13 protein-coding genes and 1 CRISPR repeat array (1 of these 14 only partly in view) are annotated in these 26,610 nt (G+C 51.4%); of the genes, 2 read left to right on the forward strand and 11 right to left on the reverse strand.

Translation table 11 applies throughout. The features are described 5' to 3' along the window. Positions 1 to 5,800: direct repeats of the CRISPR family, unit length 29 nt; unit sequence CGGTTCATCCCCACGGTCGTGGGGAACAC; it begins 331 nt to the left of the window's first position. 78 nt (positions 5,801 to 5,878) lie between these two features. From cas2e to METMI_RS0100210, 10 genes are all read right to left on the reverse strand, one after another. Next, positions 5,879 to 6,181 carry a type I-E CRISPR-associated endoribonuclease Cas2e gene (cas2e, locus tag METMI_RS0100165; RefSeq protein WP_019864124.1) on the reverse strand — a complete coding sequence of 101 codons (303 nt, stop codon included), beginning with the start codon at positions 6,179 to 6,181 and terminating at the stop codon, positions 5,879 to 5,881. After that, positions 6,162 to 7,073 (reverse strand): type I-E CRISPR-associated endonuclease Cas1e, encoded by a 912-nt coding sequence (cas1e, locus tag METMI_RS0100170; RefSeq protein ID WP_019864125.1) that lies wholly within the window; start codon positions 7,071 to 7,073, stop codon positions 6,162 to 6,164. Before cas1e ends, cas2e begins: the two co-directional genes overlap by 20 nt. Beyond that, positions 7,073 to 7,504: a type II toxin-antitoxin system VapC family toxin gene (locus METMI_RS0100175; RefSeq protein WP_019864126.1), complete on the reverse strand. Its 432-nt coding sequence runs from the start codon at positions 7,502 to 7,504 to the stop codon at positions 7,073 to 7,075. The genes cas1e and METMI_RS0100175 overlap by 1 nt, the downstream gene beginning before the upstream one ends. After that, on the reverse strand, positions 7,482 to 7,748 hold the full coding sequence (locus METMI_RS0100180) for a hypothetical protein (RefSeq protein WP_019864127.1): 267 nt from the start codon (positions 7,746 to 7,748) through the stop codon (positions 7,482 to 7,484). The genes METMI_RS0100175 and METMI_RS0100180 overlap by 23 nt, the downstream gene beginning before the upstream one ends. Positions 7,749 to 7,793: 45 nt before the next feature. Further along, on the reverse strand, positions 7,794 to 8,666 hold the full coding sequence (cas6e, locus tag METMI_RS0100185; protein ID WP_019864129.1) for a type I-E CRISPR-associated protein Cas6/Cse3/CasE: 873 nt from the start codon (positions 8,664 to 8,666) through the stop codon (positions 7,794 to 7,796). Continuing rightward, positions 8,666 to 9,445, reverse strand: coding sequence for a type I-E CRISPR-associated protein Cas5/CasD (gene cas5e / locus METMI_RS0100190; protein ID WP_019864130.1), 780 nt, complete (start codon positions 9,443 to 9,445; stop codon positions 8,666 to 8,668). Before cas5e ends, cas6e begins: the two co-directional genes overlap by 1 nt. 14 nt (positions 9,446 to 9,459) lie before the next feature. Further along, positions 9,460 to 10,521, reverse strand: coding sequence for a type I-E CRISPR-associated protein Cas7/Cse4/CasC (gene cas7e, locus METMI_RS0100195; RefSeq protein ID WP_019864131.1), 1,062 nt, complete (start codon positions 10,519 to 10,521; stop codon positions 9,460 to 9,462). Positions 10,522 to 10,530: 9 nt separating this feature from the next. Further along, positions 10,531 to 11,124 (reverse strand): type I-E CRISPR-associated protein Cse2/CasB, encoded by a 594-nt coding sequence (gene casB / locus METMI_RS0100200; RefSeq protein WP_019864132.1) that lies wholly within the window; start codon positions 11,122 to 11,124, stop codon positions 10,531 to 10,533. Then, positions 11,124 to 12,698 carry a type I-E CRISPR-associated protein Cse1/CasA gene (gene casA, locus METMI_RS0100205; protein ID WP_019864133.1) on the reverse strand — a complete coding sequence of 525 codons (1,575 nt, stop codon included), beginning with the start codon at positions 12,696 to 12,698 and terminating at the stop codon, positions 11,124 to 11,126. The genes casB and casA overlap by 1 nt, the downstream gene beginning before the upstream one ends. Positions 12,699 to 13,273: 575 nt before the next feature. Continuing rightward, complete coding sequence (locus METMI_RS0100210) at positions 13,274 to 15,982, reverse strand: CRISPR-associated helicase/endonuclease Cas3 (protein ID WP_019864134.1); 2,709 nt, start codon at positions 15,980 to 15,982, stop codon at positions 13,274 to 13,276. A 322-nt stretch (positions 15,983 to 16,304) separates the two neighbouring features. Here METMI_RS0100210 and glgB point away from each other — a divergent pair, with 322 nt between their 5' ends. After that, positions 16,305 to 18,482 carry a 1,4-alpha-glucan branching protein GlgB gene (gene glgB / locus METMI_RS0100215; protein ID WP_019864135.1) on the forward strand — a complete coding sequence of 726 codons (2,178 nt, stop codon included), beginning with the start codon at positions 16,305 to 16,307 and terminating at the stop codon, positions 18,480 to 18,482. 77 nt (positions 18,483 to 18,559) lie between these two features. Beyond that, the gene (gene glgX / locus METMI_RS0100220) at positions 18,560 to 20,647 is read left to right on the forward strand and encodes a glycogen debranching protein GlgX (protein ID WP_019864136.1); all 2,088 of its coding nucleotides are present in this window, start codon (positions 18,560 to 18,562) and stop codon (positions 20,645 to 20,647) included. A gap of 332 nt (positions 20,648 to 20,979) precedes the next feature. On the opposite strand, the gene METMI_RS25170 is transcribed toward glgX, so the two are convergent. After that, positions 20,980 to 26,496: a VCBS domain-containing protein gene (locus METMI_RS25170; protein ID WP_083930122.1), complete on the reverse strand. Its 5,517-nt coding sequence runs from the start codon at positions 26,494 to 26,496 to the stop codon at positions 20,980 to 20,982. Between the last annotated feature and the right edge of the window lie 114 nt (positions 26,497 to 26,610).

Here is a 26,610-nt window from a genome sequence, read left to right on the forward strand (position 1 = left end):
ACACAGCAGCAGACTTGCCGCAACCCTTGCGCCCCGCGGTTCATCCCCACGGTCGTGGGGAACACAGCACCAATTCACTGCACATTAAGTCACCGGCCGGTTCATCCCCACGGTCGTGGGGAACACTTTTTTTTAAAAGCTGCAAAGGCTTTTTGAGTCGGTTCATCCCCACGGTCGTGGGGAACACTTTAAGCAGGTTGGCTTGCGCAGCATTTTGCGCGGTTCATCCCCACGGTCGTGGGGAACACTTTAAGCAGGTTGGCTTGCGCAGCATTTTGCGCGGTTCATCCCCACGGTCGTGGGGAACACGGTTAGCGCAACAGGCGCAAGCGCGTATGTTTCGGTTCATCCCCACGGTCGTGGGGAACACATTCGCGCAATAGCTTGGCGCCTCCCTCGATGCGGTTCATCCCCACGGTCGTGGGGAACACAACTTCCCACTGGCTGACGATAAACATGATGGCGGTTCATCCCCACGGTCGTGGGGAACACACCGACGAGGGTGGCATGGCGCTAAAAATCGACGGTTCATCCCCACGGTCGTGGGGAACACGGCCACGGCACGATGGACTTGCGTTTCCAGCTCGGTTCATCCCCACGGTCGTGGGGAACACTTCAGCGATTCGGCTGAGTGCAATAGCGACCGCGGTTCATCCCCACGGTCGTGGGGAACACGGCGGCGGCGGTACCGACAGTTTGGCCAGCAGCGGTTCATCCCCACGGTCGTGGGGAACACGTTTGGTCGAGGTGTCAAAACATCTGCCGGAACGGTTCATCCCCACGGTCGTGGGGAACACGGCAATGCGGTTGTCCATCATGTCCAGCTCAACGGTTCATCCCCACGGTCGTGGGGAACACGCACTGGAAGCCGTGAAGCGTAACGGCTATGCCGGTTCATCCCCACGGTCGTGGGGAACACACTGGCGATGTGGATGCTGACGCGACACAAACCGGTTCATCCCCACGGTCGTGGGGAACACGGCGAAGTCGATGCTAAGCTGTCACTCAAAGCCGGTTCATCCCCACGGTCGTGGGGAACACTTGCCGCGTTTCGCTGATACGCCCGTTGGAGTCGGTTCATCCCCACGGTCGTGGGGAACACGTTGGCGTGGTGGGCGGCGTAAACGGGATTAGGCGGTTCATCCCCACGGTCGTGGGGAACACCGCCGCCAGTCGCGCATGAACGGCATCCCGGCCGGTTCATCCCCACGGTCGTGGGGAACACGCGCCAATTGTCGAGCGCAGTTTCCATATCGCCGGTTCATCCCCACGGTCGTGGGGAACACGATATTTAAGTCCTCTACGTTGCTGATAAGAGCGGTTCATCCCCACGGTCGTGGGGAACACATCGCGCCACCAAACCCTGCAATGCCCACCGACGGTTCATCCCCACGGTCGTGGGGAACACTCGCCACCAAAAAAATGGGGAAACCCTAATGCCGGTTCATCCCCACGGTCGTGGGGAACACGGAGCCGTGTTGCCTGAGCGTGCGGCTTTCTGCGGTTCATCCCCACGGTCGTGGGGAACACATGATTATGTATCTCTAAGTGTGTGCGGTATGCGGTTCATCCCCACGGTCGTGGGGAACACGGCCTATGTTGTGTAGCATTGTTACCTGATACCGGTTCATCCCCACGGTCGTGGGGAACACCCATGAAACCTATAACAATATCAAGCACATAGCGGTTCATCCCCACGGTCGTGGGGAACACTTGACTGACACCGCTTTTTTTTGCCAACGTCACGGTTCATCCCCACGGTCGTGGGGAACACTCGCCGGGCAGTGGTGGCCACGCGGTCACGGCCGGTTCATCCCCACGGTCGTGGGGAACACTCGCCGGGCAGTGGTGGCCACGCGGTCACGGCCGGTTCATCCCCACGGTCGTGGGGAACACCTGAACCTATTGGCCGGTGTTAGTCTGGAACAGGGTTCATCCCCACGGTCGTGGGGAACACTTGGTAAAATTCCCAGGCCTCCCGCTCGGCCTCGGTTCATCCCCACGGTCGTGGGGAACACATCCAGCGCGGCGGCCAGTTCGGTTTTGACGTCGGTTCATCCCCACGGTCGTGGGGAACACGCGCTCGGTAATAACCCAGCGTTTGCCGTTGGCGGTTCATCCCCACGGTCGTGGGGAACACTGGGTGAGTGGCAACTCGATATCACTGTTACGCGGTTCATCCCCACGGTCGTGGGGAACACACTTTAAAGCTGTTTCTATTTTTGTACACAGGCGGTTCATCCCCACGGTCGTGGGGAACACGTAATTTAATATCAACTGCGCTCACGATTGCGCGGTTCATCCCCACGGTCGTGGGGAACACGAACTATTGCAACAGCACTCGTTTCACATTTCCGGTTCATCCCCACGGTCGTGGGGAACACTTCACACAGGATGACGCGCGGTTAATGCGTGACGGTTCATCCCCACGGTCGTGGGGAACACAGGGACATTGATAATCAGTCTGTTAATATTCCCGGTTCATCCCCACGGTCGTGGGGAACACCTCGACTGAAATAGCGGAAATTTGTGGGGTAACGGTTCATCCCCACGGTCGTGGGGAACACGGCTTGATGGCGGTGGGTACAGGCATCGGCGGCGGTTCATCCCCACGGTCGTGGGGAACACGTTTTATGGGCAAACTGTTCAAACTCATGCGGCGGTTCATCCCCACGGTCGTGGGGAACACTTTTCCAGCAACGGCCTGACCGCCGGGACGATCGGTTCATCCCCACGGTCGTGGGGAACACCCAGCCACCGGCGATGGCGAGCTGGCCATTCTCGGTTCATCCCCACGGTCGTGGGGAACACTATCGCATCCGGCAAGCAGGTACACAAGCTGGCGGTTCATCCCCACGGTCGTGGGGAACACATTTAAAGGTTTGACTAGCGACTTGATACTTGCGGTTCATCCCCACGGTCGTGGGGAACACTTCTTTTTTGCTGCGCTTCCAGCCGTCCATTTCGGTTCATCCCCACGGTCGTGGGGAACACAAGCGTCTTTTTTATTTCAGCGATCCGCAAAGCGGTTCATCCCCACGGTCGTGGGGAACACATCGGGTTTATTATATCCCAATGCCTCGAAAACGGTTCATCCCCACGGTCGTGGGGAACACAGCCGCGCGTTTTGGCTTTCCATTTTCCGCCACGGTTCATCCCCACGGTCGTGGGGAACACTATTTCAGATAACATCGCCCGATATTTATAGTCGGTTCATCCCCACGGTCGTGGGGAACACGCAGAAACCCCAGCCGCCAGTCAATAAAGCCGCGGTTCATCCCCACGGTCGTGGGGAACACAAAGGTAAAGCCCGCATCAGCCAGCGTCTCCGCGGTTCATCCCCACGGTCGTGGGGAACACTGTAGTCACGTCCGGTATCCACGTCCTAATGGCGGTTCATCCCCACGGTCGTGGGGAACACAGTTTATGGCGCGGTAATTGCCAAATGATTCACGGTTCATCCCCACGGTCGTGGGGAACACTGCCGATGCTGAACCGGATAAAATTTCGTTGACGGTTCATCCCCACGGTCGTGGGGAACACGAATTGCCTTCGAAGTATGTCTTTCGTGATGACGGTTCATCCCCACGGTCGTGGGGAACACGGAGGCCCAACATTAGGAGATTATGATGAAACTGGTTCATCCCCACGGTCGTGGGGAACACCACGTCCTCGTTTTATAAAAAAGTGCGCCCTACGGTTCATCCCCACGGTCGTGGGGAACACAGCGGTTTGAATTTGCTGGGCAGTTAAACCGGCGGTTCATCCCCACGGTCGTGGGGAACACGGGTTCGCTGTTTTCCGTATTTTTTCGGATTACGGTTCATCCCCACGGTCGTGGGGAACACTAGTACAGCACATTCCGTATAGGCCATGCTATCGGTTCATCCCCACGGTCGTGGGGAACACCTCAATAAATGAGGACTGGAAAAACCCTATTACGGTTCATCCCCACGGTCGTGGGGAACACCCGCCGCCGTGTCGTAGGCGGTGGTGACGTTACGGTTCATCCCCACGGTCGTGGGGAACACGAGGTTGCGCTCTTCATTGCGCAACGCGTCCACGGTTCATCCCCACGGTCGTGGGGAACACTATTATTCATATCATGAGTTATTTGCGGTAGGCGGTTCATCCCCACGGTCGTGGGGAACACAAAAGAGGCCGTTGCCAGTTCTCTCCTGGTTGCGGTTCATCCCCACGGTCGTGGGGAACACGTTCGTAGTGTATGTAATTTGAGTGATTAACCCGGTTCATCCCCACGGTCGTGGGGAACACCCCGCGCATTTTCTGGAGTAAATTATGCTAGACGGTTCATCCCCACGGTCGTGGGGAACACGCATTTGATGGTTGAACGAATAACAGGGAAACCGGTTCATCCCCACGGTCGTGGGGAACACTGCAGTGAAAACACAAAGGCCATGTCGATTGACGGTTCATCCCCACGGTCGTGGGGAACACAGTTTGATGTCCCAGTAATAGCATTAGCCCAACGGTTCATCCCCACGGTCGTGGGGAACACTTTCATCGTGTTGAAGAATCGCTCGATCCAGCCGGTTCATCCCCACGGTCGTGGGGAACACCCATGTGGCTATGGAATATGGAATTGAAGAGGCGGTTCATCCCCACGGTCGTGGGGAACACCAAACAAGAACAGGTCAAATATTTTTTTATATCGGTTCATCCCCACGGTCGTGGGGAACACATAAAAACTGCGTTTGGGGGTATCGTCGATCCCGGTTCATCCCCACGGTCGTGGGGAACACCGGACAATTACGCTGATATGCCACCAAGCATGCGGTTCATCCCCACGGTCGTGGGGAACACGGGATTTATCCTATATGGATTTAGGCGCAAGCCGGTTCATCCCCACGGTCGTGGGGAACACCGCCCGCCGCCCATGACTGCCGATAATGCAAGCGGTTCATCCCCACGGTCGTGGGGAACACTACCCATGAAGTGATATTAGGCTTTATCCGTACGGTTCATCCCCACGGTCGTGGGGAACACATACCTCGATAACATCCGGTAAATTAATCATGCGGTTCATCCCCACGGTCGTGGGGAACACGGTACAGGTTACACACGTCGAAGTGTGGCAAACGGTTCATCCCCACGGTCGTGGGGAACACACAGTTCATCATTAACTTGATAATCGTAAGGGCGGTTCATCCCCACGGTCGTGGGGAACACGGTACAGGTTATACACGTCGCAGTGTGGCGAACGGTTCATCCCCACGGTCGTGGGGAACACATGCCTTGCATAGAAGGGTGGATAGAGATGTACGGTTCATCCCCACGGTCGTGGGGAACACACCAGTGGACAATACCTTACGCTCTATGTCTGCGGTTCATCCCCACGGTCGTGGGGAACACATTGATGTTGAGTAACTGATACAGCACTAAGTCGGTTCATCCCCACGGTCGTGGGGAACACGATGCTAGTGAGAGTGCAACCGGTAAAACATACGGTTCATCCCCACGGTCGTGGGGAACACTCGTGAAGTTTTTACAGCCGTCGCGTTTATAGCGGTTCATCCCCACGGTCGTGGGGAACACTGTAGCTTGCCTGAGCCGCTCAATTTCAAGAGCGGTTCATCCCCACGGTCGTGGGGAACACACAATGTAACTGGCCTAGCGGGCATGCCAAATCGGTTCATCCCCACGGTCGTGGGGAACACGGCGGTTTCATTTGAGGACATTAATTACAAAACGGTTCATCCCCACGGTCGTGGGGAACACGCGATATAGGGCGGTTTGTGGCATAAAAAACGCGGTTCATCCCCACGGTCGTGGGGAACACACTTATCTTAACCGATTGTTAGATAAGAAAAAATAGCCCTGCTAATTTTCCACCGATTATTAGGCCTTTTCCAGGTCGTTAAAGAACCGCATTATCCTCATCTTCAATGGGATAAAACGAGACCAGTTTCAGGCCATCCAGCTCCACGGGCAGGCGGCGGTTTTTGCCTAAGGTTTTAAAATCAAAGCCTGATTCGGTGTTGGTTGACCATGCCATCACAGCGTTGCCCTCTTCAATCCCGTCTTCAACTTGCGACCAGATCATCTCACGCACCTTAACCGACAAATCACCGAGATAAACGCCGGCACGGATTTCAATCAGCCAAACGGCCAGCCTACCGCGCAAGCGTGGCGGGACATTTTCAACTACGATGACCAACATCGCCGATGTTCTCCGGGTTGGGGATGGCGGGGGCTATGGACTCTTCAAACGGCGTCGGGATAGCCAGTTCACCTGCCGCCAGCACCTCTTCAATCGTGGGGATGATTTTTCTGAGGATTTTACTTTGCCGGAACACGTCCCGGCACATCAACCGCACCTCGCGTTCCGGTTGGGCGTAGTTTTTGGCAGCGATTTTAAAGGCGTGGGGGATGATGTCGTCAAATTTGAACAGGTCGGCGATGTCGTAAACAAAAGACAAGGGTTTCCCGGTGTGGATAAAACCGATGGCGGGCGCGTAGCCTGCCGCCAGCACGGCGGCTTCGGTGATGCCATACAGGCACGATGTTGCCGCGCTGAGGCAACGGTTCGCCATGTCTCCGCTGTCCCAATCGGTGTAATCGTAGTTGCGGCCTTTCCAGTCCACACCGGCTTGTTTGGCGAGCAGTTGGTAGATTTTTTTCACCCGCGCGCCTTCAATGCCGCGCAGTTGCTCGACGCTGCGGCGTTCCGGCGGTTTTTCACCAAAGCGGATTTCGTACATTTTGCGGACAACCTTTAAGCGGGCGGCATCGTCCAAGGCCAGTTTGGCTTGGTAGAGCAAGCGGTCGGACCTTGCCCCACCCGGCTGGCCTGACGCATAAACCCGCACGCCCGCTTCCCCGACCCAAACCAGCAACGTCCCCGCCCTAGCCGCTAAAGCTGCGGCCATGTGCGAGACTCGCGTCCCTGGTTCGAGCATGATACAGGCGATGGAACCGACGGGTATGTGGGTGCGGATGCCGGTTTCGTCGATGACGACAAATGCGCCGTCTTTGACGTCAATCTGGCCTTTTTCGATGAAGACCAGCGAGACGCGTTCTTTCATGGCGATGGGTTTGAGGGGTGGGAGCATTAGTGTTCCGGCAACAACAGGTTTTGGAAAGGCTGGTGGTTTTTCCAGCGGTAAGCATTAAAGTCGCGCTGATCGGTGGAGAGGATACGTCCATGTCCCAGGTGTTCGGCTAGGATGACTAGGGACGCGTCGGCTAAGTCCATCGGCAAGTCGGCGTATTTCTCCATTAGTTCCGCCATCCGCAAGGCATCATCGCCACCGAATTCAAAGACGCTTATCGTCCCATTGGCAACTTGTCTGAGCAACAGACTTTGCGCCAACGGGGAAACCCGTTTGATCAGATAATGGCAGGTCTCGGTCAACACAGGCCAAGTCGTTAACAAATCGGCTTGCAGCGTCTTGCTGAAACGTATCGCATGCTGATAATAGGCATCTTTGGGGTTAGCTAAGGCCGCAAAGTAACCCGTATCAGCGATTAGGGTATTTTTCATCGAGATAATCGGCGACATACTTTTTGTAATTTACTGAGCCATCCTCCGGCCCTTCCGCGCAACCGACAAAATCACTTTCCAATAAACGCTGCATTTTGCTTTTTGGCGGCTTGCCCTCACGCAATTCGGCCGCCCGTTCCGCGATTAAGGTTTGGATGATTTGCGCCACGGTTTCGCCCGTGGTTTGGCTGATAAACAGAAGATTTTGCTCGCTTTGTTCGTCTAGTTGGGTGGTGATGGTCATGGTTGCCTCCAAAATGGGCTTACTTTTGGGTTATCTTAACAGAAGCTAAACCCGCCGTATCATCAACAAACCACAACCAAAAGCCTTGGCGCGGCCTATGCCTTGAAATAAGGCTTGCTCGAATTTTTGTACATCGGTGATTTTAAGTTCGCCACAAAAATCGACCGCGCTAAAACCGGATTTGTCGCCTTTGTGCTTGGCTTTGGCGGGCAAGCCATGCCAGAGGTAGCCGCTATTTTGCAGTTTGCTTAAACCGTCATCGTCTACCAGCAATTCAAATCCTAAACGTTCGCCTTGTTTTTTAAACCAATTTTCCAAGGCAGTATCCACTTGGGCTTTGATCGCCCATTCCAATTTGTCGGCGAGATGGGCGATTTGTTCTAAACGTTCAGTGTAACGAAGATCATTTGCCAGCAACTCCGTCAAGCGCAGGCTTAAGGCTTCGGCGCCGTTTGCCAGCAAGAGTTTTTTGTACTCGCCTTTTTCGGGTTTGGCCGATAGCAATGAATCCAGTTGGAAACCCTTAACGAGCGAGGATAAAAACTGCAACTGGGCATCCATCACCACATCGTGTTTTTTGCCTTGCCGGGTGATGACGGGATTGACTCGGCAATCGAATCCCAGACGTTGGCCTTGTTCCAGTTGCGGGCGATAGCCTTTCGATTCAACCTTAAACAAGGGTGTTTCAATAGGCTTTATTTGCGAAACCAAATAATAAATAGATTCGCCCCGGACAGCGGGTGACGCGCTTAATTGCTCACGGGCTATTTCTTCACGGTATAAAAACGTGCGCTGGTCTTGTTCGGGGAACAAATCCCACAACAAACGATGGCTGCCGTAGACATTGCCTTCAAGTACCCGGCTTAATTGCGATGATTTAAGAATGTCGGGCTGAATTTTGACTCTGGAAAAATACATCACTTACCTCCTTGAAATAGATAATGTTCCTGTCGCGGCATGAATTGCCAGCGTTTGCGCGATAAGGGCTGGTCGTGGCGGATGCGGGTTTGGCGTTGCTTTAATAGCTCCGGCGTATCATAAAAATCATCCGCCGAACCTTCCCAGTAATAATGCCGGTCTTTAGGGCGACCCAACCAGTCAAAATCCCGCTTAGCCAAATTACCTTCACTAACAATTCGAGTCGGCAACATCGGTTTGTGTTGATACGCTTTGAAAGCCGTCAAAAAATTAGGCTGATCGCTCAGCAATTGCGGGGCTAGTGGCGCAGACAATGGACAGGATTTACGACCCAAATACAGATGGAAAACCGGCCTTAACAATTTTTCCTGAATCTCAGCCAAACTAAACGGTGCATCAGCCAAGGCTCTGACGGCAACGACCGCCAAGGCATCACAGCGATATTCACGGCTGGATAGGATGGTGCCTAAGCGTTCCTTACCCAAGATTATTTCATCGCGGCGGGTGCGGTAAGTAAACTTGCCGACGGCATCCGGCACTTGCGCGGTGTGGTAATCGCGCAGCAAGTGTCCGGCGGTGAACGATTCCACCGCGAAGGCATAGCCTTCTTGCAATTGCCGTTGCCGTTCCTCATCTTGCCTTTCTAAGCCTAAAGCCGCACCCAACAAACCGAGCAAGGCCGATTTGCTGGGATAGTGCGCGGTGTGGCGGTTTTCGCCGACGGCAATTTCGCCCCAGCTCGCCATCGCGCCGTATAAACGGAAGAGCAATAAGTCCATGATTGACCCCGTTATTATTGGCTGACGAAATCGAGTAAGCCAACTAACGTGCCTTGCTTCTCCGGCACGTTCAATTCGTAACGGTTGTCCGCACAGGCGCCATACACTTGGTCGAAACTGTCTTTTTGTTCGGTGATGAGCTTGATGGCATCAGACAGGAAGTCTTCATTATCGCGGCTGAGGGGTTTCAGGTAAGCCACCGACAAAGAACGTGGCTGCTGGTCGCCTTGTTCCGCCAACACATACGAGGCATAAGCGCGGGACGCAAAGCTGTTTTGCTTGCCTTCCGGCGCGACTTTTACCGCCGCTTCGGTCAGGGCGCGGATGGCTTGGTTTACCAGCGCTTCATTGCCATCCAAATTTTTAACCAGCAATTCGCGGTTGATGCAGATGTAGGCATAGAACAAGCCGGCGGCGAAGCGGGTTTCACCAATATGCGCCGCGCCCATGTCTTCCAGGCCGTTGTTCAGGTCATCAACGGCGGTGAAATAATCGTCTTCAATCACCACGGAATGGACGCTGATGGCGTGGGCGACTTGGCAGGCGGCTTCGATGTTGAATGCTGGGCTGGAGGCCAACATGCGCCCAAACAAGGCAATATCCACGGCTTGTTCACGCAGGCGCAACAAATTGAGTTCATCTTTTTCCGGTGCGCGTTGTTCGGCAATCAGCTTTTCGGTCAAGGCTTTAATGGCTTGCTGTTCGGCAGGGCTGACATGCACCAATTGTTCAATTTCCAATTCTGCGAGCGGTTTGTCTTTTTCCGCTTTTTTTAATGCGCCGAAGACACCTGCAATGGCTTTTGTCCAGTCTTTCGCATCTTTTTCTTTAATGCCAGCCGCCGTCAATTGGTTATAAATATCAATACCCAACAATTTAGTCCGCGCACCTAAATGTTCGCCCATTGCCGCTTGGAACAGGTCAGAAGTCCGCCATGTCCTTTTTAAGCATTGGGAAGAAACCCGCAAGCGGTCATAGCCGCCCATTTTGGCGGTTTTAGGGCTGCCTTGATCGTCGCGGTTTAAGTTGGCGGGTGGATAAGCGGTCAATAAGTGTAATTGGATAAAACGGCTCATAAGGTCTCCTTAATCAGAATTTTTAGGTAAAGCGGTGAAATAATCGGTTGCCCAGCGCACAGCCAGGCGTTTGGCGGGTTCCCGTCCAATAGGTTTGGCAAATTCTTGATGCCATTGGATGATGTCGTTGGCTAATGAAACCAGATTGACGCTGCCATCGAGCAAGCGGATCGCCCGAATAAGCCGACGGTAAAAATCATCAACTGTCGGGCTTTTTTGTAATTGCTGAAAACGCAATTCGCTCATTGGGGCTTTGCCTTTGCCTTCTTGTGGGGTCGCCAGTTGTTCGGCAAAACCAGCCATTTTCTTGGGCGCATCAGTCTCTTTATTGTTGTAAAGCCTGCTGGGCGTTAGTTTGTCAGTTTTTACATGCGACAACGCTCCTGCCATACACGCACTGGTCAGCATCGGCGTGTTTTGCGACCAGTTGGGTGTGACTTGATCCATTCGGTGTAGGAAATGGAAAAAAGCGTCGGTCAGCAAAATGTCTTCTGGACTGTCCGCACGGCGCAGACGGGCTCGGTCGCCATGACCGGGATTTTTATCTAACCAAGCATGCCAGTTTTTTAACGCATTACTTTCTTCGAATGTTAATTTATCCATTAGGCCGCCTCCTCGGTTGTGCCTTTTGCTTTTAGTGCTTTCATGGTTTTGCTGCCGTAAAACTTGCCGCGCAGATTTTTTTGCGCGTTAACGATACGTTTTAAATCCAAATCTTCCGGCGTTGCCGCCAAGGTGGCAGTTTCAAAAATACGCAACATCTGCCGTTCAAGGGTTTTGTACCAGCTTGCGTAAATCTTACCCGGCGCCATGCGGGTATCGGCGGGCAAAGTTGCCAGTTGTTCCAGCAAGCGGTAAAAGTCGGCTTCGGTTGCTTGCCAAAATTGCGCGTCGATTTGGCTCATGTCGCCTTTGACATCTTCGGGACGGCGAAACCAAGCGGCTTTCACTTGTCCGCGCAGCATTTTTACGACTTCTTTGGCGGCATTGACCAATTCACCCGCCCATGCCATCAGATTGTTGCGTTGCATTTCATTGAGGTAATAGACCGGAAAACGCGATTCGTACCAGCATCTGGCTTTCATGTTGTCCATGTCGTAGCCGAAGCACCAGAGCGATGCGGAACCGTGGTCACGAAATGCCCGCCCCCGTTCAGTGTTATAAAACTGCACGGTTTTGGCGGCTTCATCGCCGTTCTCGGCATCTTGCAGTGAAAGCCCCAACCAATGCCGATACCCCAAGCCACCTTGCTGGCCTTTGAGTGACAAAGGCAGATTGACTTTCTTCGGGTCAAAGCGATAAGGCGTTAACGGATGTAGCCAAGCACCGTCATAGTTGGTGCCATAATTTTTCGTCCGAAATTCCCGGTATAACTTTTCGGCTTGCTTGCCGCATAAGTCGCAGACGGCATCCTCGCAAGTTGTCGTCAGGCGGATACGGCGCGGCATTCCCCAGTAAGCGTGTAACGGGTGGACATCGCTAGGCGAGGTGATTTGGCCTTTGTCGGAAACACGGGTTTTACCCAACCACGGTAAAACCCTAGCATCAATTTTTTCGGCGACTTCTAGGTCTTCTTGATTCAACACGTTGAGCCAAAGCTTATGCCACAAACTGGCTGATGGGGCTTTAGGGAAAATCAATGTGGTGAGCGGGCCGCCGCCGCGCAAACCGACACGATGGCCAACGCCGCCGGAAGGCGCGTTGGTTTGTAGCGTGAACAACGCAGTGGCAGTACAGCTAGGGCAGAGCTGGTTTATTTGGTCACGCTTGATGAAATGGTCGAGATTGTCTTTAAGCGTTTTGCCGCCGGGTGCTTCGATTAATAATGCCGAAATCGCTTTGGTTTCGCCATCGGGCAAATCAAAATCTTGTAAAAATGCGGGAGTATTCTTGGCATCCAACTCAAATGCAAACGCCACGTTTTCAAAACTCGCCTGCAAGGCTTTCGTTTCAGGCATGTCCTGCCAATACTCCAACCATTCGTCTTCATCTTCCGGTGCAAAACAGGTTTGCAACAAACCGATGAGCAACTGGTACAACGCGCCTTGAAAATCCGGCCTTGGGGCGTTGATTTCCACAACCGGATTGTCGGTTTCGGCAATTTGCCACGGGGCGATTGTGTCCGCTTTCTCATTTTGACGAATAACTGGTATCCAGCGGTCGGTGATTAAATTCATACATTCTCCTGTAAATTTTTTCTTGCTTTGAACAACACCATAAGCCCATCAATATCAGCTTCTCTTTACAATTTATGCTCGTTCCCAAGCTCCGGCTTGGGAACGCGGTATCCGAAGCTCTAGCTTCGTGTATCCCTCATGAGCATCAATACCGAAACAAGCGACTGGAAGCTAGAGCTTCCAAGGTTGTATTCCCAAGCCGGAGCTTGGGAATGAGCGTGACCATGCGTTCAGTTCGAGTACTACATCTTTAAAAGCCAAGATAATTGCCAGCGTTAACGCCAACAAGAGAGACAATGAAATAACAGCCGATGGGCTAAGTGAAAAAGAGTTGATTGCATTGATGATTGTTTTAATTTGACCCACGAGAATTCCCCTTGAAAGTTAAATATGGGGCTATCATAGGTTCTTAAATTTTAAAAGTAAAGGCTTCTTACTTTTTTCAAAATATTCACAGTATCCGATCGTCGCAAAATCATTTAGACTAGCTCCGGTTCCTTAATTTATTAGGGATGAACCTGCTTCTTACTTTTTTTGAGGAAGCAAATTTATGCGTTCCCCACACCCGTGGGGATTTAACCCATAAACCCATGTTGCGAGGAGTAAAACGCTTGCCCCTCCACCAACGGTAAAATCTCCAACCAGCGCACCGCTTTCTGTTCAGCTTTTAATGCTTCGATCAAAACATTCATCTCCGCCGATATTTGCTGCTGGGCTTTCTTCCACTCGCGTTCCGGCAATTTGACGGTGCTTAATGCCCAAGCATAGCGTTCCGCTTGGGCGTAAGGTTTGAGCTGGCCGTTTTCTACAATGGCAAGTGCAACCGATACGGTTTCCTCTTCGGTCAAACGGGTTGGAATTTTGGTTTCCTCATCCCAACCGCCGCTTTTTTCAGCACTTTTGCGGGTATAGCCTTTCGCCAAATCAAGCGCGTTCATGTTGCCGATTTCCCGATAACTCATGGCTTTGCCAATCGCCGCTAAAGAAGCCTCTTGTAACGCTTGGGATAATAAGTCTTCCGCTTCCCATGAATACACGCCTTCTATCAAATCCCTCGCATCATCGGGCATGGTGAATTGGCCTTTGTCGATTAATTGTTTGGCGGTCAACCACAGCTGGCCGATATGCGGGTAGACGGCTTGTGTGCCGCTATGGTCGGGTTTTAGCCAATTGGCATCGGCTTCTAGCGTGGGTTCGGGGCAATGGAGATAGAGGACGGGAACGCCGCGTTGGTCAGGGGTGTCGTGTGCAAGGCGATTGCCTAGCACGTCACGGTTATGCCGACGCAAACGGCCTGCCCGTTGGATGATTAAGTCAATTGGGGCGAGGTCGGTAATCATCACATCAAAATCCAAATCTAATGACTGTTCTACCACTTGCGTGGCGATCAAGATTTGGCCTGTTCTTTGTTGATGGGTTGAATCACGCCCGAATTGTGCCAAAGTGCGGTTCTCGATGGTTTGTCGGTCGATCATGGCAAAACGGCTATGGAACAGGCTGAGTTGTTCAGGCGCTAACCTTGCGTCGAGCAAATCTTGATAAGACTGGCGGGCAGATTTGACGGTGTTGCGTATCCAGCACACGCATTGCCCGACGGTGATGGCTTGCTGGATTTGCGCCAGCACATCGGCTTCGGTACCTAACCGCTTGACTTGAACGGTGCGCTTGACCGCTTGGCGGGTGTCTATGGGCTGTTCGACCTGCTCGGCGGGCGTGTGCGTGGCTAGCGGATACTGCGCCGGATAATCTAAAGCCGGGGCGGTTTCGCCGAGTCCTTTGTGATAGGCCGCCACCAAGTTTTCGCGCATGGTTTGCGGCAAAGTGGCGGACAATAAAATCACGCTGCCGCCTTGTCTTGCGTGGGCTTCCAGCAAGGCATCCAAGAGTTTTTGCATGTAGCTGTCGTAAGCATGGACTTCATCGACCAACAGCACTTTGCGGCCTAGACCTAACAAACGCAGCGACTGGTGACGCGCTGGCAATACGGCAAGCAAGGCTTGATCCAGGGTGCCGACCCCGACATCCGCTAACAAGGCTTTTTTGCGGCTGTCCGCGAGCCAGGCGTTGCAATAGGCGGTGGCGCTGAGCTCCTGATCGGCTTCGTTATTGCCGCTCTGATAATCGCTGTCAGTTTTCATCTGTTCGGCAAAAGCCACCGAATCCTGAAAATCTTGCGACAACTCACGCGCACCGTGTGCCAGTATCAATGACGGTTGGTCATCGGCTTGGTAAAACTTGCGATAAACGCCGCCCAACCGTTGGTACATCGCATTGGCGGTCGCCATGGTCGGCAAGGCGATATACAAACCCTCCGCCAAGCCTTGCGCCATTAGCCGTTGGCTTAAGATTAGCGCGGCTTCGGTTTTACCTGCTCCGGTCACATCTTCCAGGATAAAAAGTTGCGGTTGTTGGGCAAGCGGTTCGTTGATGGCGTATTTTTGTAGCGGGGTGGGTTCTTGGATGAACGGGAACAGGTTTTCAATAGACTTGAAGGCCGCCGCTTCCGGTACTTTTGGTAATGCGTTGATGGCTTCTTCTGCATTCTTTAAGACAACCTTCTGCCAATAAACATCCAAGTCTATAGGTCTGTTACAGTATTCGAAATAATCCTGATTGGAACCCAGCCAGTCGGCTAGCACCGCGATACCCGCCAATTGCCAGGATAGCGGCTTCAAGCGCGTTTTTAACGCTTTATCCAACAATGGTTGACAGTCAAAGCCAGTCAATAGCAGAGTGATAGCATCTATCGCAAAGTACATTGCCGCCTGCTCATCTTCAACTTCAAAAAAATTCCGCGTCCGCACATTATTTTTGGGCGGCATACCATGATGGCCTGTGACGATTTCCAGCCAGGGTTCGATATGGCTTAACCAAGCGATGTTGAAGGTATCCCCCAGCGCGACTTGCAATGGTTCGGGCAATTGTTCTGATAGCACTTCGCGCCAAAGGCAAAAGCCCAAACTGTCATGCCGCTCCGAATAACACATCCTAGGGTTAGCCTTGACCAATTCAGGCGACAAATCTGTCCGCAAACCTTGAAAAGCGCGGGAAAACTTACCCAAGTCATGCAAAATTAAACAGAAGGTGAAAAACGTCCTTAGCCATTCTGGAGTTACTTGTAGTTGCATTGCCAGTTGCTTGCAGGTCGGTTTATCGGGAGCCAGTAAATGCCACCCCACCGCCGCCACATCCAAACAATGGTAAGGCAACAAGTGATAACCAGCCCCGTCGCCGTTGACATCAGGCTTGGCTTTGCCCCAATACTTTAAATAGGATTTGCCCATCGTCTTTATCTTAATGATTAATATAGAAATACTGAGCGGACTTTAATTTTCAATGCCACTTATTTTGTAGGGTTCTTCCCAAAAGGGAGACCCGTAAAGGCGTGCAGCTTGATCGTGGATAAGCCCGGATGGGAAGATAACAGCTATGCATGCCAAAAAATATGAACTATTACCAGATTTGAAATTAACTTTCCCATTAAAAATTACGGCAGGAAAATACCCTTAGTAAATGTCAGGATGTAATTGTCCATTACAATTACAATGGCGGCTTTATTTGGTAAGATTGAAGTTGACACTCACTATTACATCGAGGCGATACAACGTGGAAAAGCAATCTAACAACACGCTTGACAGTGATTCAATCAAAATTAGTGAAGCAAGGCATCACGACCCTTTTTCCGTCCTGGGCCGCCATCCTCATGAAAAAGGAGTGATCGTTAAGGTCTATCTGCCGTATGCCGAATCCGTCAGCTTTGCTGGCGGCGGCGCCAACCTCCCCCGCATCCCGGGGACGGATTTTTTTGAATACGCCGCACAACCCGATGAACTGCCCGGACATTATCAATTGGCCTGGATTGATAAGGCTGGCGGTGAGCATTGCCATTACGACCCTTATGATTTTGGGGTGCAATTGCCGGAATTTGACCGGCATTTGTTTGCACAAGGCAAGCATTGGCACATCTACCAAAAAATGGGCGCACATTTGCATACGGTGGATGACATCGCTGGCGTGTTGTTTACCGTGTGGGCGCCGAATGCCGGACGGGTCAGCGTCATCGGTGACTTTAACCGCTGGGACGGGCGCAGCAACCCCATGCGCAGTCTGGGCGGCTGCGGCATTTGGGAGCTTTTTATCCCAGGCTTGGAAGCCGGTTGCCTGTATAAATTTGAACTGCTGAACCGCCAAAACAATGAGGTGTTAAGCAAGACCGACCCTTATGGGCAAGCGTTTGAATTACGCCCCGACACCGCGGCTATCGTGGTGCAGGAAACCTCCTACCCCTGGCAGGATGACGGGTGGATGGCACACCGGAGCGGCCATGACTGGCTGCACGAACCTATGTCAATTTATGAAGTGCATTTGGGCTCATGGCGGCGCGGCCCTCTTGGTAATTTCCTGAATTACCGCGAACTGGCCGACCAGCTGGTTGGATATGTCAAGGAGATGGGCTTTACCCATATTGAATTGATGCCGATCACCGAACATCCGCTGGATGCGTCTTGGGGCTATCAAACCACCGGTTATTTTGCGCCCACCAGCCGTTTCGGCACGCCGGATGATTTCCGTTATTTCATGGACACCTTACACCGGAACCATATCGGCGTGATCCTGGATTGGGTGCCTGCACATTTCCCCAAAGATTCCTTTGGGTTGGCGCGGTTTGACGGCAGCGCCCTTTACGAGCATGAAGACCCCCGCAAAGGCGAGCACCGGGACTGGGGCACGCTGATTTATAACTACGGACGCAATGAAGTCAGGAATTTCCTATTGTCCAGCGCCATTTTCTGGATGCAGGAGTTTCATATTGATGGTTTGCGGGTGGATGCGGTCGCCTCGATGCTGTATCTGGATTACTCGCGCGAGGACGGCGACTGGGTCCCTAACATTTATGGCGGCAATGAGAATCTTGAAGCCATAGACTTTTTCAGGGAACTCAACACGGTCACCCATCAGCAATTCCCCGGCACCGTCATGATGGCGGAAGAATCCACCGCTTGGCCCCAGGTCACCCGGCCTACCTGGGTCGGCGGCTTAGGCTTCTCGATGAAATGGAATATGGGTTGGATGAATGACATCCTGTCCTACATGCACGAAGACCCTATCCACAGGCGCTTCCATCATGACCAACTAACTTTTGGCATGTTGTACGCGTTCACCGAGAATTTCACCCTGCCTTTTTCCCATGATGAAGTGGTGCATGGCAAAGGGTCGATGGTCAATAAAATGCCGGGCGACGAATGGCAACGCTTTGCCAATTTGCGCCTGCTTTATACGATGATGTTCACTTACCCCGGCAAAAAGCTGTTGTTCATGGGCTGCGAGTTCGGCCAAGGATCGCAATGGGACTTTAACCAGACCCTGGATTGGTATGTGCTGGAATACCCGCTGCATCAAGGCGTACAAGCCCTGGTAAAAGACCTGAACACCCTCTACCAGGCACAGCCGCCCCTGTACGCGCTGGATTTTGTCCATCAGGGCTTCGAATGGATAGACTGCCATGATGTCCAACAGTCGGTCATCAGCTATCGCCGTAAAGATGGCGACCAGGAATTAGTCATCGTCCTCAGTTTTACGCCGATGGTCAGGGAAAATTACCGGATCGGCGTGCCTGAAGCCGGCAATTACCATGAGATTTTCAACTCCGATGCCGGCCAATATGCGGGCAGCAATGTCGTCAACGGCGAGGTGGCCTCCGAAGCGATACCGTGGATGAACTTGCCGCACTCTGTCAGCCTGACATTACCGCCGCTTGGGGGGATTATTTTAAAGCGGGTTTAATCCGGCCATGCGGACAGCGCCGTCCGCATCCTGCCCTTAGTTTTTGGTAACCACCACTTTTCATACAGGGAATATTCATGGCATCGAAATCAACGGCGGACTTCCTGTCCTTAATTACGGACGATTTTAGTATCCAACGGGGCCACGCCTTACCTTTTGGCGCCACTATCGAACGTGGCGGCATTAATTTTTCGATCTATGCCCGCCATGCCACGGGGGTCATCCTGGTGTTTTTCCTGCCCGGAGAGGAAGAAGAGATCGTGGCTTTCCCACTGGACAACAACATCAACCGGACGGGCGACGTCTGGCATGTGTTTGTTGCGGGCTTGAACCCTGGGGTCGAATACGCTTATAAAATTGACGGCCCGCAAACCCTCCCGCACCGCTATGACCCCGACCTGCTCTTGGCCGACCCTTACGCGATCGCCCTGAACGGCCGGCCGGTTTGGGCAGACCAAAGGCGCCGCAAACTGCCGTTCCGGCGGGCCATTTTGGTCAACAAGGAATACGATTGGGAATTTGACCAACCCATCAACAGGCCGCTGGCCGATTCCATCATCTATGAACTGCATGTCCGCAGCTTTACCCAAGACGGTTCCGCAAACATAAACCATCCGGGCACTTTCCGTGGCCTCATCGAGAAAATACCTTATTTGCTTGAACTGGGCATCACGGCCGTGGAGCTGATGCCGGTCACTGAATTCGACGAACTGGATAATGACCGCATCAATCCCGATACTGGCGCAGGCCTGCGCAATTTATGGGGCTACCATCCCTTGTCCTTTTTTGCCCTTAAGTCGGGTTATGCGGCGGGCGATATGCCGGGCAGCGAAATCACGGAATTTAAGGACATGGTCAAAGCCCTGCATGCCGCCGGCATTGAAGTCATCCTTGATGTGGTCTACAACCACAGTGGCGAGGGCGACCACAGGGGGCCGATCTATTCCTTAAAAGGCATTGATAACAGCAGCTACTACATGCTTGCTGAAGACGGCAGTTATATGAATTTCTCGGGTTGCGGAAACACCATCAACTGCAACCACCCTTATGTGCGGAACTTGATCATGGACAGTTTGCGCTACTGGGTCATGGAAATGCATGTCGATGGCTTCCGGTTTGATTTGGCCTCCATATTGGGCAGGGACCAACAAGGCCGGGTCTTGGACAGCCCGCCCTTATTGGAACAGATCGCCGGTGACCCGGTGCTGGCCAAAACCAAATTGATTGCGGAAGCTTGGGACGCCGCCGGGCTATATCAAGTTGGCAGTTTCCCAAATTGGGGCAGATGGGCGGAATGGAACGGCCATTTCCGCGATGATGTCAGGCGTTTTGTCAAAGGCGACCCGGGTATGGTGGGGAAACTGGCCAGCCGCCTTGCCGGGAGTTCCGACCTCTACCAATTTGGCCGGGACCCCGGCCACGGAATTAATTTCGTCACCAGCCACGATGGTTTTACCCTGCATGATTTGGTCAGTTACAACGAAAAACATAACTGGGCCAATGGCGAAGGCAATGGCGACGGCGACAATAACAACCTCAGTTGGAATTGTGGTGCGGAAGGTGAAACCAGTGACGCTGATATTAACGGCTTACGCGGACGCCAAGTGCGTAACTTGGCCACCTTATTGTTAATTTCGCGCGGCGTGCCCATGATTTTGGCCGGGGATGAATTCGGTAGGACGCAACAAGGCAATAACAACGCCTACTGCCAAGACAACGGGATCAATTGGCTTGACTGGCAACGCCTGGGCGATAACCAAAGCCTGTTCCGGTTTTTCCGGCTGTTGATCGCGTTTAGGAAATCCCACGAGCTTTTACGGCATGATAGCTTCACGATTAAAGAAGGCCAGGGCCTACAAATCCATTGGCATGGCCATCAGCTGGGGCAACCGGACTGGAGCTATGGCTCGCGTAGCATAGCGGCGCACCTGTTCGGGCATAACACCAAAGGCGTCGCCCCCGATATTTACCTCATCGCCAATGCCCATTGGGAAGCCGGGACATTCCAGCTCCCCAACCTTAGCCATCAAAAATGGCACCGGTTTATCGACACCAGCTTGCCAGGGGAGCTGGCCATTATGGACGACGAAAATTTACAAATTTTAGATGACCAAAGCCATTATTCAATGGGGGCTAGGACGGTAGTGGTGTTGATAGGGCGTTAGGCGGTTCTTCGGCGCTGGTTTCTGGTTTTGGTTCGCCGCCGTCAGCTTTGGTGATTTTTGTAGCGTGTAATAAAAGGCTATCAATAACTATTGGGCGTTATAACTCCCGCATAATTGATTTTTATGGGCGCAGCCCACGATCAGTGTAGAGGCTGTTGAAGGACAAATTGCAGTGGCTTTTTATCGCCCAGAAATATGAAGAACCCATCATCTCCAAATAGCATAAATGACCATGCAAAAAAACGCGACCTAGAACAAGCCCGGATCGCGTTTTTTCATTGGCTTCTTTACCTGCCAAGCTGACTACATCTCTCCGTGCAATTAACGCCCGTTCAGGCAAACTGATAATCTATCAGCCCCGTTTGCGCTGTGCCTTGCAACGTACCGATCAGTGTCAGTTCCGTGTTGCTGACCACGGCATCCGCACCCGCTGATTTAAACAGGTACAAGGCCGTATCCAAGCCATTGTCCACGACAAAGATGCGGGTATCACCCAACGCAAAGTTACTGGCGGCATTGCCGATGTCCACAGCGGCTTTAACGGCGGAAATGGCTCCGATAATATTAGGTATCACAATCACTAGTTCTGCCAAGTTGGAAAAACCACCATGCCCATTGATGAGTGCGGCATTGTTAATAACATGGTCACCGTTGCCGATTTTAAGGCCGTTTGTGCCATCCAAAAATTGCAGTTTGTCAGTGCCAGATAGAAAATCCAACACTTTGTCACCGCCGTTACCGATTGCGCTGCCCAAAACAAACGTGTCACGAGCCGCGCCGCCCGTTAGGGTGTCCACTCCAGCGCCACCATTTAATACATCCGATCCCAAACCACCGTCTAGGATGTTATTGCCATTGTTGCCCGTCAGGATATTGCCAAAACTATTGCCTGTCGCATTGATCGCGGCATTCCCGGTTAAGGTCAAGTTTTCGAGTTGGGCACCTAGCGTCCAGCTAATGGCACTTTGCACGGTATCTGTACCTTCACTGGCCTTTTCAGACACGATGTCGTTGGCGGAATCGACAACATAAGTGTCATCACCCGCCCCGCCATTTAGCACGTCTGAACCCAAACCACCGTCTAGGATGTTATTGCCATTATTGCCCGTCAGGGTATTGCCAAAACTGTTGCCTGTCGCATTGATCGCGGCATTTCCGGTCAGGGTCAAATTTTCAAGTTGGGCGCCGAGCACCCAGCTAATAGCACTTTGCACCGTGTCCGTGCCTTCAATGACTTTTTCTGACACTTTGTCGTTGGCGGAATCGACAACATAGGTGTCATTACCCGCCCCGCCTTTCAGCGTATCCCCACCCAAACCGCCATTGAGAATATTGTTGGCGGTGTTGCCCGTCAGGGTGTTGGCAAGAGCATTACCCGTGCCGTTAATGGCGGCGATGCCTGACAAGGTGAGGTTTTCGACATTAGCGGTTAAGGTGTAGTTGATAGAACTATTCACGGTATCAATTTCTGTTGCCAAGGCCGATGTCTCAATAACCAAGTCACTTTTATTATCAACAACATAGTAATCGTTACCCAAGCCACCAATCAGTTGATCTGCCCCTAAATCACCGTTTATCGTGTTGGCGGCGGCATTGCCAGTTATGACATTTTTGAGCGCGTTTCCTATGCCATTAATTGCTAGGTTTCCTGTAAGGTTCAGATTCTCGACATTAGCGGCCAAGGTAAAGCTAATGGAGCTGTCAACAGTATCTATTTCAGCTGCTAGGGTTGATGTCTCAATGACGTCGTCACCCTTGTTATCGACAACATAAGAATCATTACCCAAGCCTCCCCGCATGATGTCAGCACCTGCTAAACCGTTAATGAGATCATTGCCGGCTAAGCCATCAAATTTGTTATTAACCACCGTACCCATCAACGTATCATTGCCTATGGATTCAGTCGTGCCATTTTGGGTAATTTTAATGGACAATGTCTTAGTATTGTTCAGAACACCATCGCTTACGACAACCGTAAAGCTAACGCTGGTATCGGCTGCCAACAACTCAATTTTGGCATCGTTTGCCACAAAGCTATAAGCCCCTGTAGCCTTAGCCACTGTCAACACACCAAAAGCGCTGTTTCTACTGATGAAACCCTTACCATCATCCGTACCACCAATAATGCCGTAAGATAGGGTATTGCCATCAACATCACTAGCCACTAACGATCCGGTAGCAGTAGCGAAGCTATCATCAAAGACTGTGTCGGTGTAGTTAATCGTGGTTGGCGTTTTAAGGATTGGCGTTTCGTTAATATTGTTAACGCTGATAGTCAACGCCTTATCAAAGAATAAACCGCCTTGGTCAGTTGTCCGCACCAAGATGCTATAACTGGCTTTGGTTTCGAAGTCAGGGGAGTTATTAATTTTCAGTCGGTTTCCGAATATAGTGAACGCATTGTTGTCAGCGCTGCCCGTGCCGCTGACTAAGCTGTAAATAAACGTGTTGCCAGTATAAGGGGCTATACTGCTCAACGTGCCCACGATGCTGTTATCCGCAACATTTTCATTAATGCTGCCCATGTTGATAGTTACGTCGGTAGGGATTTGGCTACTGTCGGTAGGAAAATTCGTAATTTTTTTGACGGTATGGGTAACATTATCACCATAATAGACGTTGCCTACGTTATCCACTGCTATAGGTACATATGCCTGATTTGTACCTATCGATATTGTTGTCACTGTATGGCTAATGGCAGCGATTCTCACAATTATGTTTTGGCCGTTATAAATATCGGCAACAAAGACATTACCGGATCTATCTACTGCAACCCCAATTGGGGCTGTATACATGCCAGAAAGTAATGTAATTACCGTGCGACTGCCGAAGATACCACCTATGATTTCTTTGATAGCATGGTTTCCGCTATCAGCGACATAGACATTACCCGCCCCATCAACTGCAACCCCTTGGGGAGAACTCAAGCCATAAAGCAGTTGGTATCTCGCTGACGCTGTCCCCAAAATTGAGCCTGCTAATGAATCTGCCATGTAGGTGTGATCAGCACTGTCAATTGCGATTCCGTTGATACTTCCAATGCTAACTCTATTAGGACCATTGGCGAGAAGAACTAACCCGCTTATGGCAATATTGGAAATCGCCGAAGAAAGTGCCAATGTATGGATATAATGGTTTCCAGCATTGTCAACCGCAGTATAGTTGCCACCAGTATAGAGTAGGATTTCCGCCTTGGAGCTACCTGGCGCGATTTTGAATAGCACCTTATCAATTGGGTCTGCCACATAAATGCTGCCCTTACTATCAACTGCTATGCTAGTAATATATGTAGACAGTGGTGCAAGCAAAGTCGTTACCGTGTGGTGGCGTACTGCAATTTCCATGAACGCATTATTATCTTTTACATAGACGTTGCCGACGCTATCAACCGCGAGGGCAGTTATGTCACTGAAACCAGTCGCGAGCGTAGAAAACGTAAGTGCGTCGTTACTACCAGAAATATCAACAGCCAACGTAATCGGGTTACTGCTTGCGCCGTGGGCGTCGACAACCGTATAAGAGAAGGTATCGGTAACGGTTTGCCCTGCCGATAACCCATTAGTTGATGCCTTAGTGTTATCTAGCGTATAGGTAAAGTTGCCATCGGCTAATAAGGTAAGGCTGCCATAGAGACCAGCTACGGCTATGCCGACATTGCTGCCCTGATTGTTGACGGCCTTTACGCTTTTGGTTTCACCTAACCCTAAAGTGCTATCGGCATCGGTGTCGTTAGTTAGCACATTGCCCGTTGCAATACTGTCACCGACTCCATATGCCCCAGCCTCGATAACTGAATCGCTGGCGTTATTGTCCGATACTCCTACAGGCGCATCGTTGATGGCCTCCTCTATAGTCAAAATGACATCGTTAAACATTAAGGTCTTAATGTTGCTGAGGGTGTCAATGCCGTTAGTACCCGTCAAATCGGTTATTGTTGCGTTGGCTGCGTTGCCTGTTATCGTGTACGTTGACCACGCACCATAAACGGCGGTGTCATTATCAATTGCCCCACCAATCAGTATGTCGTTACCTGCGCCTCCCGACAGGGTGTCGTCACCCCCATTGCCAATTAACACGTCATCGCCGCTACCGCCCGTGAGCTTATCCTGACCCGCTCCGCCCAGCAGGAAAGCCCCGCGGTTAAGGGTGTCGCCCACAACCAAAGGATTGACACCCGCTTGCACATACCAGTCACGCAGGTAAGTCAGAACACTGTTAATGAGTATTTGTTCGTCAATCGTAAAGCCGTTTGCAATATAGGCTTTAAAGTAAAGGTTATAGCCTTTAACAGCATCTAGTGTGCTTGCCACATCATTGATGTCGAATCGAATACCGCCTTGAACATCAGTAAACAACACCGAATTTTTATCGCCGCTGTCATCGTAATAATACTTTTGCATGGCAAAGGCTATAAGACTATCGGCAATCAACGCCTTTGAGATAAAGTGTGATATTCCAAGATTGTCTATGTAATCCAGTAAAGTGAAATTCTTTAAGGTCAAGCCACCATCTTGGGCAATTTTCCATAAGTCTGTGGTAAAGCGGGTAAGCATATCGTCGTCAGGTATGACACTGCCGACTGAAGGGGCATTGCCAAATTCATGGCGGACAAGACGCTCAAGAAAGTTTTCATTTGGCTGGTCTGTAGGGTTGTTATACAAATCACCATTAAAAATTAACCCGATTAAATCGACTAGTTTAAAGGTGACATCACCGAAAGAATGCTGAAATGGTGAGTTTTTCTTACTTTGCAAAAATGCCGTGAGCAATGCTTGGGAATGCAGGTTACTTCCCCCAACATCAGTGTCACCATGTTCTAAGGGTGGCAGTTCAGAGCCTATTCTTGAGACAATAAGATTTAACCAGTCCACAGATAAAAATTCACCATCTACAGTAATATCAGTGATATTGGTTTGTCTCTCAGCAAGAAAACCACCAAGATAAGAGTAACTAGCCAGTGGTTCTAGCCAAGTTGAAAGTGACGGTTCTGATGGATATTCAGCCTGTAAATAAGACACCAATATCTGGGCATTGATGTAACCTTGATCAATGATTTCTCCATTGGCAATATAGAAACTAGCGGCAGCATGGAATGGGGCCTGATCAAAAGTGACGGCTGTTTTGTTGAAGAACACCGCCATCAGCGAAGCTAATCCGCCACCCAGCGAATGGCCAGTAAATGATATGTTTGTGTCAGGGTGCGCTTTTATGGTTTCTATATAGAATTTCGCCGCCAGTTTTAACTGTTCGGACATATTTCCCGTGCCTAAAGCGACATCAGCGGCTACATCACCAAGCAAATCTTCCGAATAAGTGCCCGCATAGGAAATGACAATGTCTGTGCCATTTGAAAACGCAGAGGCTTCAAAACCGCTTCCAGGGGCATTTGCATCAACATAATAACCCACCAACCCCCACCCATCAGGCACTGGAAATCGGTTAGCCGGATTACGCGTTGAGAGATAAGCATCCCCAGCCATTAGGGCGTATTCAATGTCGCTAATCCTGCCTGTTGTAAAGGCTATAGGTAGATTCGCAATATTTGCAGAATTTTGTGCCAGAGAAGATTCGATATTCCCTGTGTCTACTCCCAATAATTTATCAATTGCTTGGGGTATACCGCCAGTTAATCTTTCTGATGTTGGACTATTTGTAGCCGCATCAAAAATTCCACTCTCGGAATCTTTAGTCAGTGTGACAATTTCAAAATCACTGTCTGGTAAATTAGCACCTGCATCATAGCCCACCTTAGTCCACGCATCAGGTGTGTCAAAACGGTTAGTGGGGTGGTTTGGACTATAACCATTATCGTCTACTGGTGCTGGTTCAATCTTTGTTTTCTGGGTCATTTTTACAAACCTTGATTTTCCAAATAGCGGATTAAATGAGGGTATTGCCGTCGTGGTTTTCAATATCGTTTCGTGGATTAAACTCTTAACTTAAGGCTGTGTGGCGCTGCGGGG

The sequence above is a fragment of the Methylovulum miyakonense HT12 genome (assembly GCF_000384075.1).
GTDB classification, from domain to species: Bacteria; Pseudomonadota; Gammaproteobacteria; order Methylococcales; family Methylomonadaceae; genus Methylovulum; species Methylovulum miyakonense.

What these genes read in the sequence shown, in the direction of transcription:
- cas2e (WP_019864124.1), bottom strand. Translation starts at nt 6,181, where the DNA reads ATGTTGGTCATCGTAGTTGAAAATGTCCCGCCACGCTTGCGCGGTAGG.
- cas7e (WP_019864131.1), bottom strand. Translation starts at nt 10,521, where the DNA reads ATGAGCCGTTTTATCCAATTACACTTATTGACCGCTTATCCACCCGCC.
- METMI_RS25170 (WP_083930122.1), bottom strand. Translation starts at nt 26,496, where the DNA reads ATGACCCAGAAAACAAAGATTGAACCAGCACCAGTAGACGATAATGGT.
- cas6e (WP_019864129.1), bottom strand. Translation starts at nt 8,666, where the DNA reads ATGTATTTTTCCAGAGTCAAAATTCAGCCCGACATTCTTAAATCATCG.
- glgX (WP_019864136.1), top strand. Translation starts at nt 18,560, where the DNA reads ATGGCATCGAAATCAACGGCGGACTTCCTGTCCTTAATTACGGACGAT.
- casA (WP_019864133.1), bottom strand. Translation starts at nt 12,698, where the DNA reads ATGAATTTAATCACCGACCGCTGGATACCAGTTATTCGTCAAAATGAG.
- METMI_RS0100210 (WP_019864134.1), bottom strand. Translation starts at nt 15,982, where the DNA reads ATGGGCAAATCCTATTTAAAGTATTGGGGCAAAGCCAAGCCTGATGTC.
- cas1e (WP_019864125.1), bottom strand. Translation starts at nt 7,073, where the DNA reads ATGCTCCCACCCCTCAAACCCATCGCCATGAAAGAACGCGTCTCGCTG.
- METMI_RS0100175 (WP_019864126.1), bottom strand. Translation starts at nt 7,504, where the DNA reads ATGAAAAATACCCTAATCGCTGATACGGGTTACTTTGCGGCCTTAGCT.
- casB (WP_019864132.1), bottom strand. Translation starts at nt 11,124, where the DNA reads ATGGATAAATTAACATTCGAAGAAAGTAATGCGTTAAAAAACTGGCAT.
- cas5e (WP_019864130.1), bottom strand. Translation starts at nt 9,445, where the DNA reads ATGGACTTATTGCTCTTCCGTTTATACGGCGCGATGGCGAGCTGGGGC.
- METMI_RS0100180 (WP_019864127.1), bottom strand. Translation starts at nt 7,748, where the DNA reads ATGACCATCACCACCCAACTAGACGAACAAAGCGAGCAAAATCTTCTG.